We start from the raw sequence: 17,190 nt of genomic DNA on the forward strand, positions 1-17,190 counted from the left end.
ACGTCAGTTCCGAGTCCCCGCAAGGGCGACACGAACGGGTGAAGCTGTGGGCACACGTGTCCCCTGTCGTCTCCCCCGGTAACCTCACACCCATGGCCTCACGTCCCTCCGCAGCCAAGAAGCAGACCGCCAAGAAGGCGGCGGCTCCCGCGAAGGCTCCGGCGAGGAAGGCCGCCGCGAAGAAGACCCCGGCCAAGAAGGCGCCCGCCAAGAAGAAGGCGCCGGCGAAGAAGGCCGTGCCGCCGAAGCCGGCACCCAGCCCCACCGGGGGCGTGTACCGGCTTGCGCGCGCCCTGTGGCTCGGCGTCGCGCACGCCGTCGGCGCCGTCTTCCGCGGCATAGGGCGGGGCGCGAAGAACCTCGATCCGGCGCACCGCAAGGACGGCATCGCGCTGCTGCTGTTCGGTATCGCGCTGATCGTCGCCGCCGGCACCTGGGCCCACCTGAAGGGCCCCGTCGGCGATCTCGTGGAGATCCTCGTCACCGGCGCCTTCGGCCGGCTCGACCTGCTGGTGCCGATACTGCTCGCGGTGATCGCCGTACGGTTCATCCGGCACCCGGAGCAGCCGGAGGCCAACGGGCGGATCGTGATCGGTCTGTCCGCGCTCGTCGTCGGCGTGCTCGGGCAGGTCCACATCGCCTGCGGCTCGCCCGCGCGCGCCGACGGCATGCAGGCGATAAGGGACGCCGGCGGCCTCATCGGCTGGGCGGCGGCGACCCCGCTGACGTACACCATGACCGACGTGCTCGCCGTACCCCTGCTGGCGCTGCTCACGATCTTCGGTCTGCTGGTGGTGACCGCCACCCCCGTCAACGCCATCCCGCAGCGCCTGCGCACGCTCGGCGTACGCCTGGGCGTGCTGCACGACCACGAGGCCGAGGACTTCACCGAGGACGACGAGCGCTACGACGAGCAGTGGCGCGAGGCGCTGCCCGCGCGCCCGCGCAGGCGCTCTGCCGCCCCCCAGCCGTACGACCCCGACGGCGCCGAGGAAGAGGCCCTCTCGCGGCGTCGCGGGCGTCCCAGGCGTTCCGCGGTGCCCCAGCCGGATCCGCAGCGCCAGATGGACGCTGTGGACGTCGCGGCGGCCGCCGCTGCCGCGCTCGACGGCGCGGTGCTGCACGGCATGCCGCCGTCCCCGCTGGTCGCCGACCTCACCCAGGGCGTCGGCACGGGCGGGCGCGAAGAGACCACCCCGGTGCCCACGCCGACGCCCACGCCCGAGCCCGCCGCGACTCCCGCGGCCTCGCCGGTGCCGGCCGCGCGCCCCAAGCAGGAGAAGCTCACCGCCGGGACCGTCCCGGACCTGACCAAGAAGGCCCCCGAGGAGCCCCGCGATCTGCCCCCGCGCGCGGAGCAGCTCCAGCTCGCCGGGGACATCACGTACGCGCTGCCCTCCCTGGACCTCCTCACCCGCGGCGGCCCCGGCAAGGCGCGCAGCGAGGCCAACGACGCGGTCGTCGCCTCGCTCACCCAGGTCTTCTCCGAGTTCAAGGTCGACGCGGCCGTCACGGGCTTCACCCGCGGCCCGACGGTCACCCGCTACGAGGTGGCCCTCGGCCCCGCCGTGAAGGTCGAGCGGATCACCGCCCTGACCAAGAACATCGCATACGCGGTCGCCAGCCCGGACGTGCGGATCATCAGCCCCATCCCGGGCAAGTCCGCGGTCGGCATCGAGATCCCGAACACCGACCGGGAGATGGTCAACCTCGGCGACGTGCTGCGGCTCGCGGAGTCCGCCGAGGACGACGACCCGATGCTGGTCGCCTTCGGCAAGGACGTCGAGGGCGGGTACGTGATGCACTCGCTGGCGAAGATGCCGCACATGCTGGTCGCGGGCGCCACCGGCTCCGGCAAGTCGTCCTGCATCAACTGCCTGATCACCTCGGTCATGATCCGGGCGACCCCGGAGGACGTCCGGATGATCCTGGTCGACCCCAAGCGCGTCGAGCTGACCGCGTACGAGGGCATCCCGCACCTGATCACGCCGATCATCACCAACCCCAAGCGGGCCGCCGAGGCGCTCCAGTGGGTCGTCCGCGAGATGGACCTGCGCTACGACGACCTCGCGGCCTACGGCTACCGGCACATCGACGACTTCAACCAGGCCGTGCGCGACGGCAAGGTCAAGCCGCCGGAGGGCAGCGAGCGCGAGCTCCAGCCGTATCCGTACCTGCTGGTGATCGTGGACGAGCTGGCCGACCTGATGATGGTCGCGCCGCGGGACGTCGAGGACTCGATCGTGCGCATCACGCAGCTCGCGCGCGCGGCCGGCATCCACCTGGTGCTCGCCACCCAGCGCCCCTCGGTCGACGTGGTCACCGGTCTGATCAAGGCCAACGTGCCCTCCCGGCTGGCCTTCGCCACCTCCTCGCTGGCCGACTCCCGGGTCATCCTCGACCAGCCGGGCGCCGAGAAGCTGATCGGCAAGGGCGACGGCCTGTTCCTGCCGATGGGGGCGAACAAGCCGACCCGTATGCAGGGCGCGTTCGTCACCGAGGCAGAGGTCGCGGCCATCGTGCAGCACTGCAAGGACCAGATGGCGCCGGTCTTCCGGGACGACGTCACCGTGGGCACCAAGCAGAAGAAGGAGATCGACGAGGACATCGGCGACGACCTCGACCTGCTGTGCCAGGCGGCCGAGCTGGTCGTCTCCACGCAGTTCGGGTCGACCTCCATGCTCCAGCGCAAGCTGCGCGTCGGCTTCGCCAAGGCCGGGCGGCTCATGGACCTCATGGAGTCCCGCAACATCGTGGGGCCCAGCGAGGGCTCCAAGGCGCGTGACGTTCTCGTGAAGCCCGACGAGCTGGACGGCGTGCTCGCGCTGATTCGCGGGGAGTCTTAGAGGCAAGGGCATGGGGCCGCCCGCCCGATGCGGGTTGGTCCGGGTGGCGGCCACGCCGTGATCCACCCGTTAGAGATCGGCGGGCAACCGTTTCCCTTTGCGGTACGTCAAGTTGAGCGAAAGGGCAGCCGCGGACCCCGGGCCCGGGGGCGCGTCTGTCCCGCCATTGGGATGAGCGGTTGTTCTGATGGCGTACAAATAGCACCGCCCTGTCGCCCCAACCTTTCGTACCCCCCTAGACTGAACCTCCAGCACAGGTGGCTCACCCGCTCGAAAGGCGCCCCCGTGTCCATCGGCAACTCCCCTGAAGACGAGCGTCCGTTCCCAGACGAGTCCCAGGAAGCCCGTGTCTCCGTGGGCCGCGCTCTCCAGCAGGCGCGGATCGCGGCCGGGCTCACCGTGGACGACGTCAGCAGTGCCACTCGGGTCCGTATCGCCATCGTGCACGCCATCGAGGCGGACGACTTCGCCCCCTGCGGCGGTGACGTGTACGCGCGCGGGCACATCCGCACGCTGGCCAAGGCCGTCCACCTGGATCCCACGCCGCTGATCGCCCAGTACGACGCCGACCACGGCGGCCGCCCCGCACCCACCCCTGCCGCACCTCTGTTCGAGGCGGAGCGGATCCGCCCCGAGCGGCGCGGGCCGAACTGGACCGCGGCCATGGTCGCCGCGATCGTCGTCGTGATCGGCTTCGTCGGTTTCACCGCGCTCAAGAGCGGCAGTGGCGCAAACGACTCCAAGACGCAGGTCGCCGAGGGCACCTCGCCGTCCACGACCAGGTCCGCCTCGCCCACTCCGACGAAGGACAAGCCCGCCGCGCCGAGCACCGAGCCCTCCGACAGCGCCATCGCCGCGGCCCCGCAGGACAAGGTGACCGTGCAGGTCAGCGCGCCGAACGGGCGCAGTTGGATCAACGCCAAGGACCACAACGGCAGGATGCTGTTCGACGGGCTGCTGAAGAAGGGCGAGTCCAAGACCTTCCAGGACAGCTCCAAGATCAACCTGATCCTCGGCGACGCCGGCGCGATCGAGCTGTACGTCAACGGCAAGAAGATCGACGACAAGTTCCAGCCGGGTGCCGTGGAGCGCCTCACCTACACGAAGGGCGACCCGGTGGCGGGCTGACCGGTCCCGCCGGATCGCAGATGTGACGGGGTTGGCCAAGATCGGCCAACCCCGTCGACGTGGGCTGTCAGTGAGACAAAGTAGTCTTGAGCCCATGCCTGAACGCCGTACCGTCGCACTCGTCACTCTCGGCTGCGCTCGTAACGAGGTGGACTCCGAGGAGCTCGCAGGCCGTTTGGAGGCGGACGGCTGGCAGCTCGTCGAGGACGCCGCGGACGCCGACGTCGCCGTGGTCAACACCTGTGGCTTCGTCGAAGCCGCGAAGAAGGACTCCGTCGACGCCCTCCTGGAGGCCAACGACCTCAAGGACCACGGAAGAACCCAGGCCGTCGTGGCGGTGGGCTGCATGGCCGAGCGGTACGGCAAGGAGCTGGCCGAGGCGCTGCCCGAGGCCGACGGCGTGCTCGGCTTCGACGACTACGCGGACATCTCCGACCGCCTCCAGACCATCCTGTCCGGCGGCATCCACGCTTCCCACACCCCGCGGGACCGCCGCAAGCTGCTGCCGATCAGCCCGGCCGAGCGGCAGGAATCGGCCGCCGCCGTCGCGCTGCCCGGCCATGCCCCGGCCGACCTCCCGGAGGGCCTCGCGCCCGCGTCCGGCCCGCGCGCGCCCCTGCGCCGCCGGCTGGACGGCTCCCCGGTCGCCTCGGTCAAGCTCGCCTCCGGCTGCGACCGCCGCTGCTCCTTCTGCGCCATCCCGTCCTTCCGCGGCTCCTTCATCTCACGCCGCCCGAGCGACGTGCTGAACGAGGCGCGCTGGCTGGGCGAGCAGGGCGTGAAGGAGATCATGCTGGTCTCCGAGAACAACACCTCCTACGGCAAGGACCTGGGCGACATCCGCCTGCTGGAGTCCCTGCTGCCGGAGCTGGCCGAGGTCGACGGCATCGAGCGGGTGCGGGTGAGCTACCTGCAGCCGGCCGAGATGCGCCCGGGGCTCATCGACGTCCTGACCTCGACCCCCAACGTCGTCCCGTACTTCGACCTGTCCTTCCAGCACTCCGCGCCGGACGTGCTGCGCGCGATGCGCCGCTTCGGCGACACCGACCGCTTCCTGGAGCTGCTCGACACGATCCGCTCCAAGGCCCCCGAGGCCGGCGTGCGCTCCAACTTCATCGTCGGCTTCCCCGGCGAGAGCGAGGCCGACCTGGCCGAGCTGGAGCGCTTCCTGACCGGCGCCCGCCTGGACGCCATCGGTGTCTTCGGCTACTCCGACGAGGAGGGCACGGAGGCGGCGACGTACGAGCACAAACTCGACGAGGACGTCGTCGCCGAGCGGCTCGCGCGCATCTCCCGGCTGGCCGAGGAACTGGTCTCGCAGCGCGCCGAGGAGCGCGTCGGCGAAAGCGTGCGCGTCCTGGTCGAGTCCGTGGACGAGGAAGAGGGCGTCTACGGCCGCGCCGCGCACCAGGCGCCCGAGACCGACGGCCAGGTGCTGCTCACGAGCGGCGAGGGCCTGAGTGTCGGACGTATGGTCGAGGCGAAGGTGGTCGGTACGGAAGGTGTCGACCTGGTGGCCGAGCCGCTGGCCGGTTCGCTCGCGTGTAGTGAGGAGGCGGGCAGATGACCGGAGTCCCGGCATCCGCCGCGGGCGGCTCCTCCGGTGCGCAGGGCGCCCGGGGTCCCGCCGCCGCTGCCGACGGCGCACGGTCCGAGGTCTCCGGTTCTGCCCCAGGTCCCGACAGCGGCAGCGGCGGCAAGCCCGCGCGCGGCGGGAAGATCACGGCCGCGGCCGTCAACCAGGCGAGTGTCTGGAACGTCGCCAATCTGCTCACGATGCTCCGGCTGGTCCTGGTGCCGGGTTTCGTGGCGCTGATGCTGGCGGACGGCGGCTACGACCCGGCCTGGCGCTCGCTGGCCTGGGCGGCCTTCGCCATCGCCATGATCACCGACCTGTTCGACGGGCATCTGGCGCGCACCTACAACCTGGTCACCGACTTCGGAAAGATCGCCGACCCCATCGCCGACAAGGCGATCATGGGGGCGGCGCTCGTCTGTCTGTCGGCCCTGGGCGATCTGCCCTGGTGGGTCACCGCAGTGATCCTCGGCAGGGAACTCGGCATCACGCTGCTGCGTTTTCTGGTCATTCGCTACGGCGTGATCCCCGCCAGCCGGGGCGGCAAGCTCAAGACGCTCACCCAGGGCGTCGCCGTCGGGATGTACGTCCTGGCACTGACGGGGTGGCTGGCGACTCTGAGGTTCTGGGTGATGGCCGTGGCGGTCGTCCTCACTGTCGTCACCGGTCTCGACTACGTAAGACAAGCCATTGTGCTGCGCCGCCAGGGAATCGCCGAGCGTGCGGCAGCGTTGGAGGATGAGGAATCGTGAGCTCCACGGCCACCGAACTGGTGCGACTACTGACGGTGAGGGGCGAGAGCCTCGCCGTCGCCGAGTCGCTCACCGGTGGTCTGGTGGCGGCGGAGATCACCGGAGTCCCCGGAGCCTCCAAGGTGTTCCGGGGTTCGGTCACCGCCTACGCCACGGAGCTGAAGCACGAGCTGCTCGGTGTCGACCCCGCCCTGCTGGCACGGCAGGGCGCGGTGGATCCGCAGGTCGCGGCCCAGATGGCGGCCGGAGTGCGCAAGGCTCTCGGTGCCGACTGGGGCATCGCGACCACCGGAGTCGCCGGGCCCGACCCGCAGGACGGCAAGCCCGTCGGGACGGTGTTCGTCGCGGCCGACGGGCCCGTCACCGGCCGTGCTGGTTCTGCCGGTGGCGGAAAAGTGGAGGCTCTGCGGTTGAACGGCAGCCGTGCGGAAATTCGTATGGAGAGTGTACGGAGCGTACTCGCACTGCTGCTTGAGCAGCTTGCGGGCGAACAGACCGGGAATGAGCGGGCACAGGATACGGAACGGAACGGGGGGTTTTGATGTTTGCAGCCCTGAGTGAACACGACATCGCTCCCCGCACGGCCGCAGCGCGAGGCGGTACGGTGGGGCGAGAAGGATGCGGCTACGCGGTCCGAGGAGGGAGCCACCGATGATTCTGCTCCGTCGCCTGCTGGGTGACGTGCTGCGTCGGCAGCGCCAACGCCAGGGCCGTACTCTGCGCGAAGTCTCCTCGTCCGCCCGAGTCTCACTCGGCTATCTCTCCGAGGTGGAGCGGGGGCAGAAGGAGGCTTCCTCCGAGCTGCTCTCCGCCATCTGCGACGCGCTGGACGTACGGATGTCGGAACTCATGCGAGAGGTGAGCGACGAGCTGGCGCTCGCCGAGCTGGCCCAGTCCGCCGCGGCCACCGAGCCCGTGCCCACGCCGGTCCGTCCGATGCTGGGTTCGGTGTCGGTGACCGGTGTGCCACCGGAACGGGTGACCATCAAGGCGCCCGCGGAGGCTGTGGACGTGGTCGCCGCGTGAGGTTCGCGCGCGTGGCCTAGCCGTCCGAAGACGAGTGAAGCCCCGGCCGGCTGCTCCAGGGAGACCTGGGGGAGCCGACCGGGGCTTCTGCCGTTCGTGTCCGGCCATGCGTCCATTTGCCCGATGTGTGCGGTGCGGTCATGGTGGGAGGGACGTGACCGCGCCGAAGCACCGGAGGAAGACGGATGTACGTCGTGAAGAGCCCGTTGGCCGACGCGGACCTGAAGACCGTGTCCGAGGCGCTCCAGGGTGCCCTCGTCGACCTGGTGGACCTGTCACTGGTCGCCAAGCAGATCCACTGGAACGTCGTCGGACCCCGCTTCCGGTCCATCCACCTCCAGCTCGACGAGGTCGTCGCCTCCGCGCGCACCCACTCCGACACGGTGGCGGAGCGGGCCTCGGCCCTCGGTGTCCCGCCCGACGGGCGCGCTGCCTCGGTCGCCTCGGGCAGCGGCATCGGCGCCACTCCGGCGGGCTGGATCAAGGACGGCGACGCGGTCAGGGCGATGGTGGACGCGCTCGGCGCGGTGATCACCCGGATGCGGGAGCGGGTGGCGGCGACGGGGGAGCCGGACCCCGTTTCCCAGGACATCTTCATCGGGGTCACCGCGGATCTGGAGAAGCATCACTGGATGTTCCAGGCGGAGAACGCGTAAGCGGCCGGCCGGGGTTCGGTGTTCCGCGCCGTGTCGTTGCCCTGTGCCGGGCGTGCCGCCTGGGGTGCTGCATCCATGAGCCCTCAGTGCGCCTCCCGCGCCGGGCGGGCGGCGGTCTAGCGTCGCGCAGGAGGTGGTGGCGGCCATGGTGGCGCGGACAGTGCGCTGGGCGCTCGGGCTGGGACTCACGGCCGTGTGGTGGTGGGCCGGGCTGCGGCTCGTGCTGGGGCAGGGCTCGGGTGTGCTGGAAGGGGCCGTCGTGGTCGGCGGGTGGGGGCTGAGCGTACTGCCCGTGCACTGTGTGCCCGAGGGGCAGGCGGCCGGAGCGGTGCGGACGGGACGCTGGGCGGCGGCCTGGCGGACCGGAGAGGTCACCAGGGCATCGCCACACCCCCGTTCGGGCGAAGTATCTGACCCGTCGTGAACGCCGAGGCGTCCGACGCCAGATAGAGCACCGCGTGCGCCACGTCGTCCGGCTTGCCGACCCGGCCGAGGGGCGCCAACCGGGCCATCGTGCCCTCGGTGTGCGCCTGTGCCTCCCGGTCGTGGCGTTCGGTCATGGGGGTGCGGATCCAGCCCGGTGCGACCGCGTTGACCCGGATGCCGTGCCGGCCGACCTCGGTGGCGAGGGTCTTGGTCAGCTGGACCACGGCGGCCTTGGCGGCGCCGTAGCAGAGCAGCCCCGGACCGCCCGTGTCGACCGCGCCTGACGCCATCGTGACGATGCTGCCCCGGACGTCCTGGGCGAGCATCAGGCGGGCGGCCTCCTGGCATGCATACAGCACGCCCTTGAAGTTGACGTTCAGGACCCGGTCGAGGTCCTCGTCGCGGGTCTCCAGCACGGGGCTGCTGTGCATGATCCCGGCGATCGCGGCCATCACGTCCAGGCGTCCGCAGGACCGTACGGCCTCGGCGAGCCGGGCCCGGTCGGTCACGTCCAGGACATGCACGACGGCCGTGCCGCCACGGTCCTTGACCAGCGTGGCCGTGCCCTGCAGTCCGTCCGGGTCCCGGTCGGCACAGTGCACCGTCGCGCCCGCCTCGGCGAGCAGAACGGCGGAGGCCCGGCCGATGCCGCCGGCGGCTCCGGTGACGAACGCGGTCCGTCCGGTGAGGTCGTACGCCGTGAGGGCCATGAAGCGACCGTACGAGCGTTTCTGACGGATCGTCAATTAGCTGGCGGGGATCGGCCGGTGACCGGATGAGTGGGGCGGGGCGCGGGTGTGGCGTCAGCCGGGGTGGTGGGGGCCGCGGGCCGGGCGGCGTTGCGGCGGGCCGGGGGAGGGCGCGGGGCCCGTCTGGCAGGTGGGGCACCAGTAGGTGGGGCGGGCCCGGGAGCCGTCGCCCTGGTCGGCCTCGCGGACGGGGGTGCGGCAGCGCAGGCAGGGGCGGGGTGCGCGGCCGTAGACGAACAGGTCGTGGCGGTGCAGGCCCGTGGTCTGTCGGACCGGGCGGTCGCGGTTCGCCTCCAGCAGCCTCCTGGCGAGCGGCGGCAGCTTCTGCGCGCGGTCCGCGGGCAGGGCGCCGACGGGCAGCCAGGGAGTCACCCCGAGCAGGAAGCACAGCTCGCTCTTGTAGATGTTGCCGATACCGGCCAGGTTGCGCTGGTCGAGCAGGGCCTCGCCGAGCGGACGGGCGAGGTCGGCGAGGAGGTTGGCGAGGGCGCGCTCGGGGTCCCAGTCCGGACCGAGCAGGTCGGGGCCGAGATGGCCGACCACCCGCTCCTCCTCCCATGTGCGCAGCAGCTCCAGGACCTGGAGGCGGTAGCCCACGGCCGTGCGGTCGGCGGTGCCGAGGACCACGCGGATCTGGTGTGCCGGACCGCCCCGCCAGCGCTCGCCCGTGCCGTACACCTTCCAGGCCCCCTCCATCCGCAGATGGGTGTGCAGGGTCAGGCCGCCCTCGAAGCGGGTGAGCAGGTGTTTGCCGCGCGGGAGCGTGCCGAGCACCGTGCGGCCGGTGAGGTCGACCGTCGCGTACCTCGGCACCCGGAAGTCGCTGACGGTCAGTGCCTTGCCCGCGAGGGCCTCGTGCAGCCGCCGCGCGGCCTGCCAGACCGTGTCACCTTCGGGCATGCGTCCAGGGTGCCACGGTGCGGTACGGCAGGGGCACGGCCGCTGTCACGCTCTCAGCCGCAGACCGCGCGGCGTCGCCACGAAGCCCGCTCCTTCCAGCAGGGTGCCGGTCGGCGAGGTCAGGGCCGGGGCGCCGTTGATCCGCTCGACGGTGACCGTGCCCAGCGAGCCCGCGCGGGCCGCCGCGGCCAGGGCCTCGGCCGCCGTACGCAGGCGGGGGTCCTCGGGCGCCGGGGTGTCCGGGGTGGCGGGCCAGGCGAGCAGGGTCTTTCCGCCGCGCTCCATGTACAGCGTCAGCTCGCCCTCCACGAGGACGACCAGCGAGCCCGCCTTGCGGCCCGGCTTGTGCCCGGCCCCGGTCGGCGACTCCGGCCAGGCGAGGGCGGCGCCGTAGGCGTTGGCGGGGTCGGCCGCGGCGAGGACCACGGCCCGTGGGTCGGGTGCCGACGAGCCCGTACGACCGCCGCCGTGGAGCCGGTTCGCCGGTGAGCCGTAGGCCGTGGTGCCGCCTCGGGGGCCGCCGTAGCCGGGGGAGGCGAAGGGGTCGGCCAGGTCGCGAGGGGAGACGTACTCGCCGGGGGCGGGCGGGGGGTCCGCCAGCGGCCACGCGAAGTCGCCGTCGAGGCCGGGGTGGGCGAATCCGCCGTCCGAGCCGCCGAAGGCATCGGAGAGGGTGTGGTCGTGGGGCGCGACGTCGCCCGCGCCGAGACCGTCCGGGAATCCCGGGAAGCCGTTCCGGAACGAGCCGTTCTGGAGGGAGCCGCTCCGGTGGGCCGGGGAGGGCAGGCCCTCGCTCCGGTCGCGGGCGTTCGCCACCGCGCGGAGGCGGTCCACCGCGCCGTCCATGGCGAACTGGGCGGCGCCCAGGCCCTCGACCACGTAACCGCGGCGTGCCTGGCCGCTCTCCTCGAAGGCGGACAGCACCCGGTACACCGCCGAGAAGCCGCCCTCGACACCCTCCGCCGCGACCGCCCCGCGCGTGACCACGCCGTGTCGGTCCAGCAGGGTGCGGGCCAGTGCGTGGGCGCGCACGGTGGCGTCCGGCTCCCCCGTGGGCAGCAGCGACCAGCGGCCGGCGACGGTCGGCGGGCCCGAGCGGGAGGCGGGACGGGCGGCGGCCGTCAGGGAGCCGTAACGCCCGCGCGGGACCGACCGTTTGGCGCGGTGCGCGGTCGAACCCGCCGTACGGCCCGAGCCCAGCAGGGAGCGCATCGGGGCGAGGGTGTCGTTGGTGAGCCGTCCGGACCAGGCCAGGTCCCAGAGCGCGTCGGCCAGCTGGGGGTCGGTGACGTCGGGATGGGTGGTGACCCGCACCTGGTCGGCGATCTGGCGGAAGAACAGGCCGTAACCGCCGGAGAGCGCGTCCAGGACGGATTGGTGGAGCGCGGTCAGCTCCAGGGGGTGCGGCGGCGGGAGGAGCAGGGGGGCTGCGTCGGCCAGATAGAGGGAGACCCAGCCGTCCTTGCCGGGCAGGGCGCCCGCACCGGCCCACACCACCTCACCGGCGGCGGTCAGTTCGTCGAGCATCGCGGGCGTGTAGTTCGCCACGCGGGAGGGCAGGACCAGCTTCTCCAGCGCGGAGGCGGGCACGGACGCGCCCTGCAACTGCTCGACGGCGCGCACCAGTCCGTCGATCCCGCGCACCCCGTGGCCCTTGCCGATGTGCTGCCACTGCGGCAGGAACTGCGCGAGCGCGGCGGGGGGCACGGGCTCCAACTCGTGCCGCAGCGCCGCCAGGGAGCGGCGGCGCAGACGGCGCAGTACGGCCGCGTCGCACCACTCCTGGCCGATGCCTGCCGGGTGGAACTCGCCCTGCACGACCCGGCCACCCGCCCCGAGCCGGTGCAGGGCGCCCTCGGTCACCGCGACGCCCAGGCCGAAGCGGGCCGCCACCGTGGCCGACGTGAACGGGCCGTGCGTACGGGCGTAGCGGGCGAGGAGGTCGCCGAGCGGGTCCTTGACCGGCTCGGTGAAGGCCTCGGGCACACCGACCGGCAGCGCCGTGCCGAGCGCGTCCCGCAGCCGGCCCGCGTCCTCGATCGCCGCCCATTGGTCGGCGCCGGCGATCCGGACCTTGATGGCCCGGCGAGCCCCGGCCAGCTCCCGCACCCAGTTCGGATCCGCGCCGCGCGCGACCAGCTCGGCGTCGGTCAGCGGGCCGAGCAGCCGCAGCACGTCGGCCACGCCCTCCACGTCCTTGGCCCGGCGGTCCTCGGTGAGCCACTGGAGCTCGCGCTCCAGCTCGGTCAGTACCTCGGCGTCGAGCAGCTCGCGCAGCTCGGCCTGGCCCAGCAGCTCGGCCAGCAGCCGGGAGTCCAGGGACAGCGCGGCGGCCCGGCGCTCGGCGAGCGGGGAGTCGCCCTCGTAGAGGAACTGGGCGACGTACCCGAAGAGGAGGGAGCGGGCGAACGGGGACGGCTCCGGCGTGGTGACCTCGACCAGACGGACCTTGCGGGACTCGATGTCGCCCATCAGCTCGACGAGCCCGGGGACGTCGAAGACGTCCTGGAGGCATTCGCGGACCGCTTCCAGGACGATCGGGAACGAGCCGAACTCGCTCGCCACCTGGAGCAGTTGGGCCGCGCGCTGGCGCTGCTGCCACAGCGGGGTGCGCTTGCCGGGGTTGCGGCGCGGCAGCAGCAACGCGCGCGCGGCGCACTCACGGAACCGGGAGGCGAACAGGGCGGAGCCGCCGACCTGGTCGGTGACGACCTGGTCGACCTCGCCCTTGTCGAAGGCGACGTCCGCCGCGCCGACGGGCGCCTGCTCGCTGTCGTACTCCGTGCCGGTCTTCACGGGTGCCTGGTCGAGCAGGTCCAGGCCCATCAGATCGGCGTCGGGCAGACGCAGCACGATGCCGTCGTCGGCGTGCATGACCTGGGCGTCCATGCCGTACCGCTCGGACAGGCGGGCACCGAGGGCGAGGGCCCAGGGGGCGTGGACCTGGGCGCCGAAGGGGGAGTGGACGACGACCCGCCAGTCGCCCAGCTCGTCGCGGAAGCGCTCCACGACGATCGTGCGGTCGTCCGGGACATGGCCGCACGCCTCGCGCTGCTCGTCCAGGTACGACAGCACGTTGTCCGCCGCCCAGGCGTCCAGTCCCGCCGCCAGCAGGCGCGGCCGCGCGTCGTCCTTGGGCAGCGAGCCGACCTCGCGCAGGAACGCGCCCACCGCGCGGCCCAGTTCGAGCGGACGGCCCAGCTGGTCGCCCTTCCAGAAGGGGAGGCGGCCGGGCACACCGGGAGCGGGGGAGACCAGGACGCGGTCGCGCGTGATGTCCTCGATGCGCCAGGAGCTGGTGCCCAGGGTGAAGACGTCGCCCACCCGGGACTCGTACACCATCTCCTCGTCCAGCTCGCCGACCCGGCCGCCGCCCTTCTTGGGGTCGGAGCCGGCGAGGAAGACTCCGAACAGACCCCGGTCGGGGATCGTGCCGCCGGAGGTGACGGCGAGGCGCTGGGCGCCCGGGCGGCCGGTGATCTCGCCGGTCACGCGGTCCCACACGACGCGCGGGCGCAGCTCCGCGAACGCGTCCGACGGATAGCGGCCCGCGAGCATGTCGAGGACCGCCGTGAACGCCGACTCGGGCAGCGACGCGAACGGGGCCGCGCGGCGGACCGTGGCGAGCAGGTCGTCGAACTGCCAGGTGTCCAGGGCCGTCATGGCGACCACTTGCTGGGCGAGCACGTCCAGCGGGTTCGCGGGCACCCTCAGGGACTCGATCGAGCCCGTGCGCATCCGCTCGGTGACCACGGCCGCCTGGACGAGGTCTCCGCGGTACTTGGGGAAGACGACACCGGTGGAGACGGCACCCACCTGGTGTCCCGCGCGGCCGACGCGCTGGAGCCCGGAGGCGACCGAGGGCGGGGACTCGACCTGGACGACGAGGTCGACGGCGCCCATGTCGATGCCGAGCTCCAGGCTGGACGTGGCGACCACCGCGGGCAGCCGGCCCGCCTTGAGGTCCTCCTCGACCAGGGCGCGCTGCTCCTTGGAGACGGAGCCGTGGTGAGCGCGGGCGATCACCGGGGGAGCGCCCTGGGCCGCGCCCGAGCCGCCCATCAGCTGCGCGGGGGCGTGGTGCTCCGCCATGGGCTCGCCGGTCACGCGCTCGTACGCGATCTCGTTGAGCCGGTTGCACAGGCGCTCCGCGAGGCGCCGGGAGTTCGCGAAGACGATCGTGGAGCGGTGCGACTGGACCAGGTCGGCGATCCGCTCCTCCACCTGCGGCCAGATCGACGGCCGCTCGCCGCCCTCGGCCGCGTCGGCCGCCGGGGAGCCGCCCAGCTCGCCCATGTCCTCCACCGGGACGACCACCGACAGGTCGAACTCCTTGCCCGACTCGGGCTGGACGATCTCCACCTTGCGGCGCGGCGAGAGGTAGCGGGCCACCTCGTCGACCGGGCGGACCGTCGCCGACAGGCCGATCCGGCGCGCCGGCTTCGGCAGCAGTTCGTCCAGCCGCTCCAGGGAGAGCGCGAGATGGGCGCCGCGCTTGGTGCCCGCGACCGCGTGCACCTCGTCCAGGATCACCGTCTCCACGCCCGTCAGCGCGTCACGCGTGGCCGAGGTCAGCATCAGGAACAGCGACTCGGGAGTGGTGATCAGGATGTCCGGCGGACGTGAGGACAGCGCGCGGCGCTCGGCGGCAGGGGTGTCGCCGGAGCGGATGCCCACCCTGACCTCGGGCTCGGGCAGGCCCAGGCGCACGGACTCCTGGCGGATGCCGGTCAGCGGGCTGCGAAGATTGCGCTCGACGTCGACCGCGAGGGCCTTCAGCGGTGACACGTACAGCACCCGGCAGCGCTTCTTCGGGTCGGCCGGGGGCGGGGACGAGGCCAGCTGGTCCAGGGCGGCGAGGAACGCGGCCAGCGTCTTGCCGGAGCCGGTCGGGGCCACCACCAGCACGTCCGAGCCCGCACCGATGGCCTGCCACGCACCCGCCTGGGCCGCGGTGGGCGCGGAGAACGCCCCCGTGAACCAGCCGCGGGTCGCGGGTGAGAAGCCGTCGAGAGCTCGGTGCGCGGAGCTGACCATGCGTCCATCCTGCACCCGGCCACTGACAATCGCTCTGACCTGCGGAAACGCCGTGCGTCGGGTGCGGACGGAGCCGGTCGCGGGCGGTGAGGCGGAGAATGGAGACGTGGCGGGCGCGACCGGGCGGGGCGAGGAACGAACGGGTGGCCGGACGCACGGGCACCGGCCGGTGGAGCGTGCGCGGCACTGGCGGTACGACGACCTGCCGGGCGTGGACCTGCTGCGGGCCCGATACGTCCGCAAGACCTTCGTCCGGCACACCCACGAGCACTTCGTGATCGCCGCGATAGCCGACGGCGTCGAGATCTTCCACCACCACGGCTCCGACGTGTCCGCGGGCGCCGGAGCCCTCGCCCTGGTCAACCCGGACACCGCGCACACCGGCCGCGCCGGCGTTCCCGAGGGCTGGCGGTACGGCGCGGTCTACCCCTCGCCCGAGACGGTCGCCGCGATCACGGCCGAGACGACCACGCTCCGCGGCACCCCGGGCTTCGTCAGCCCCGTTCTCGACGACCCCTACGCCGTGCGCCTGGTCCATCAGGTGCTGCGCGCCGCCGAGGAGGGCAACGCGCTCGCAGCCGACACCCTGCTGCGGGTCGCCGTGACGAGGCTGCTGCGGCTGAACGGCGGACCGTTGCCGCAGCGCCCGGTCCGCACGGCCGGAGCCGGCATCGCGGCACGCGCGCGTGCCGTGCTGGACGAGCGGATGACCGCGCCGCCGACCCTGGAGCGGCTCGCCACCGACCTCGGCACCGGCCCGTTCGCGCTGCTGCGGGCGTTCCGTGATGCCTACGGGATGCCGCCGCACGCCTGGCTGACCGACGCGCGGGTGCGCCGCGCGCGGCTCCTGCTGGATGCGGGGGCGCCGCCCGCCGAGGTGGCCGTCGCCGTCGGATTCACCGATCAGCCCCACCTCAACCGGCACTTCGCGCGCATCGTCGGCGTGCCCCCGGGGGCGTACCAGCGAGAGCGCAGACCGGCGAGCGGGCGCAAGAACGTACAAGACCCGCACGGAAGGACGCCCGTACCGTCGGGGGCGTGGCACAGCAGACAGCACACGGGGACATGGCCGCCGACGGCACCGGCGACGACGACACGGGCACCGGCACCGACGCCGCGGTGAAGCCCGACCGGGCCGTCGTACGGGACGCCCTCGGAGTCGGTGTCGCCGTGGGCCTGTCCGGATTCGCCTTCGGCGTGACGTCGGCGGGCAGCGGGCTCGGGCTGCTCCAGACCTGCGCGCTCAGCCTCCTGGTGTTCACCGGAGCCTCCCAGTTCGCCCTGGTCGGGGCGCTCGCCGCCGGAGGAGGTCCGTTCACGGCGGCCGCCGGCGCCTTCTTCCTCGGCGTGCGCAACGCCTTCTACGGGCTGCGGCTGTCGCAGTTGCTGGCCCTCCCTCGCGCGGTACGGCCGTTCGCCGCCCAGTGGGTGATCGACGAGACCACGGCGGTCACCCTGTCCCAGCCGGACCGGCGCGCCCGGCGGATCGGCTTCACCGTCACCGGGCTCTCGCTGTACGTGCTCTGGAACCTGACCACGCTGCTCGGCGCGCTCGGTGCCGAAGCCATCGGCGACACGCGCGCGTGGGGCCTGGACGCGGCAGGGCCCGCCGTGTTCCTCGCCCTGCTCGCGCCGATGCTGAAGACGACCACCGAGCGTGCGGTGGCGGGCCTCGCGCTCCTGCTGGGCCTGGGCCTGCTGCCCGTCCTGCCGACCGGCGTGCCGGTCCTGGTGGCGGCGCTGGCGGCACCGATCGCCCTCCTCACGGGATCGAGGGAGGACCGGTGAACACCTGGATCGCGATCGGGTTGACCGCCATCGGCTGTTACGCCGTCAAGCTCGCCGGGCTGCTGGTGCCGGCCGGGGCCATGGAACGGCCGTTCGTACGGCGGCTCGCCGCCCTGCTGCCCGTCGCCCTGCTGGCCGCGCTCACGGCCCAGCAGACGTTCGCCGACGGGCACGCGCTCGTGCTGGACGCCCGGGCGGCGGGGCTCGGCGCGGCCGCCGTGGCGCTGGTGCTGCGTGCGCCGTTCCTGGTGGTCGTCATGGCGGCCGTCGTGGTGACGGCGGGCGTACGGGCCCTCGGAGGGTGAC

At 72.8% G+C, this 17,190-nt stretch carries 13 protein-coding genes; 10 read left to right on the top strand and 3 right to left on the bottom strand.

Features of this window, described 5'->3' with window-relative positions:
- Positions 1 to 92 precede the first annotated feature (92 nt).
- The 7 genes from AC4OXY_RS34180 (at position 93) to AC4OXY_RS34210 (ending at position 7,984) form a co-directional block, all read left to right on the top strand.
- Positions 93 to 2,846: a DNA translocase FtsK gene (locus AC4OXY_RS34180; protein WP_491991585.1), complete on the top strand. Its 2,754-nt coding sequence runs from the start codon at positions 93 to 95 to the stop codon at positions 2,844 to 2,846.
- Between the two features lie 285 nt (positions 2,847 to 3,131).
- Positions 3,132 to 3,974: a helix-turn-helix domain-containing protein gene (locus tag AC4OXY_RS34185; protein ID WP_356033562.1), complete on the top strand. Its 843-nt coding sequence runs from the start codon at positions 3,132 to 3,134 to the stop codon at positions 3,972 to 3,974.
- A gap of 94 nt (positions 3,975 to 4,068) precedes the next feature.
- Complete coding sequence (rimO, locus tag AC4OXY_RS34190) at positions 4,069 to 5,541, top strand: 30S ribosomal protein S12 methylthiotransferase RimO (RefSeq protein WP_491991586.1); 1,473 nt, start codon at positions 4,069 to 4,071, stop codon at positions 5,539 to 5,541.
- Positions 5,538 to 6,302 carry a CDP-diacylglycerol--glycerol-3-phosphate 3-phosphatidyltransferase gene (pgsA, locus tag AC4OXY_RS34195; RefSeq protein ID WP_356033567.1) on the top strand — a complete coding sequence of 255 codons (765 nt, stop codon included), beginning with the start codon at positions 5,538 to 5,540 and terminating at the stop codon, positions 6,300 to 6,302. Before rimO ends, pgsA begins: the two co-directional genes overlap by 4 nt.
- The gene (locus AC4OXY_RS34200) at positions 6,299 to 6,844 is read left to right on the top strand and encodes a CinA family protein (protein WP_356033570.1); all 546 of its coding nucleotides are present in this window, start codon (positions 6,299 to 6,301) and stop codon (positions 6,842 to 6,844) included. The genes pgsA and AC4OXY_RS34200 overlap by 4 nt, the downstream gene beginning before the upstream one ends.
- 109 nt (positions 6,845 to 6,953) lie before the next feature.
- Positions 6,954 to 7,328 (top strand): helix-turn-helix domain-containing protein, encoded by a 375-nt coding sequence (locus AC4OXY_RS34205; protein WP_030178264.1) that lies wholly within the window; start codon positions 6,954 to 6,956, stop codon positions 7,326 to 7,328.
- Positions 7,329 to 7,513: 185 nt separating this feature from the next.
- The gene (locus tag AC4OXY_RS34210; protein WP_071383380.1) at positions 7,514 to 7,984 is read left to right on the top strand and encodes a Dps family protein; all 471 of its coding nucleotides are present in this window, start codon (positions 7,514 to 7,516) and stop codon (positions 7,982 to 7,984) included.
- Positions 7,985 to 8,355: 371 nt separating this feature from the next.
- Here the strand turns inward: AC4OXY_RS34210 and AC4OXY_RS34215 are convergent, their stop codons facing one another.
- The 3 genes from AC4OXY_RS34215 to AC4OXY_RS34225 all read right to left on the bottom strand — a co-directional run bounded on the left by AC4OXY_RS34215 (position 8,356) and on the right by AC4OXY_RS34225 (position 15,096).
- The gene (locus AC4OXY_RS34215; protein WP_491991587.1) at positions 8,356 to 9,120 is read right to left on the bottom strand and encodes an SDR family NAD(P)-dependent oxidoreductase; all 765 of its coding nucleotides are present in this window, start codon (positions 9,118 to 9,120) and stop codon (positions 8,356 to 8,358) included.
- A 93-nt stretch (positions 9,121 to 9,213) separates the two neighbouring features.
- The gene (locus AC4OXY_RS34220) at positions 9,214 to 10,059 is read right to left on the bottom strand and encodes an Fpg/Nei family DNA glycosylase (RefSeq protein ID WP_491991588.1); all 846 of its coding nucleotides are present in this window, start codon (positions 10,057 to 10,059) and stop codon (positions 9,214 to 9,216) included.
- Positions 10,060 to 10,104: 45 nt separating this feature from the next.
- The gene (locus AC4OXY_RS34225; protein ID WP_491991589.1) at positions 10,105 to 15,096 is read right to left on the bottom strand and encodes an ATP-dependent helicase; all 4,992 of its coding nucleotides are present in this window, start codon (positions 15,094 to 15,096) and stop codon (positions 10,105 to 10,107) included.
- Between the two features lie 169 nt (positions 15,097 to 15,265).
- Here AC4OXY_RS34225 and AC4OXY_RS34230 point away from each other — a divergent pair, with 169 nt between their 5' ends.
- From AC4OXY_RS34230 to AC4OXY_RS34240, 3 genes are read left to right on the top strand one after another with little or no spacing between them, the layout of a single operon-like run.
- On the top strand, positions 15,266 to 16,219 hold the full coding sequence (locus tag AC4OXY_RS34230; RefSeq protein ID WP_491994678.1) for an AraC family transcriptional regulator: 954 nt from the start codon (positions 15,266 to 15,268) through the stop codon (positions 16,217 to 16,219).
- On the top strand, positions 16,162 to 16,884 hold the full coding sequence (locus tag AC4OXY_RS34235; protein ID WP_491994679.1) for an AzlC family ABC transporter permease: 723 nt from the start codon (positions 16,162 to 16,164) through the stop codon (positions 16,882 to 16,884). The genes AC4OXY_RS34230 and AC4OXY_RS34235 overlap by 58 nt, the downstream gene beginning before the upstream one ends.
- Complete coding sequence (locus AC4OXY_RS34240) at positions 16,881 to 17,189, top strand: AzlD domain-containing protein (RefSeq protein ID WP_362822892.1); 309 nt, start codon at positions 16,881 to 16,883, stop codon at positions 17,187 to 17,189. Before AC4OXY_RS34235 ends, AC4OXY_RS34240 begins: the two co-directional genes overlap by 4 nt.
- The last annotated feature ends 1 nt before the right edge of the window (position 17,190 follow it).

Source organism: Streptomyces sp. HUAS MG56, from assembly GCF_058673395.1.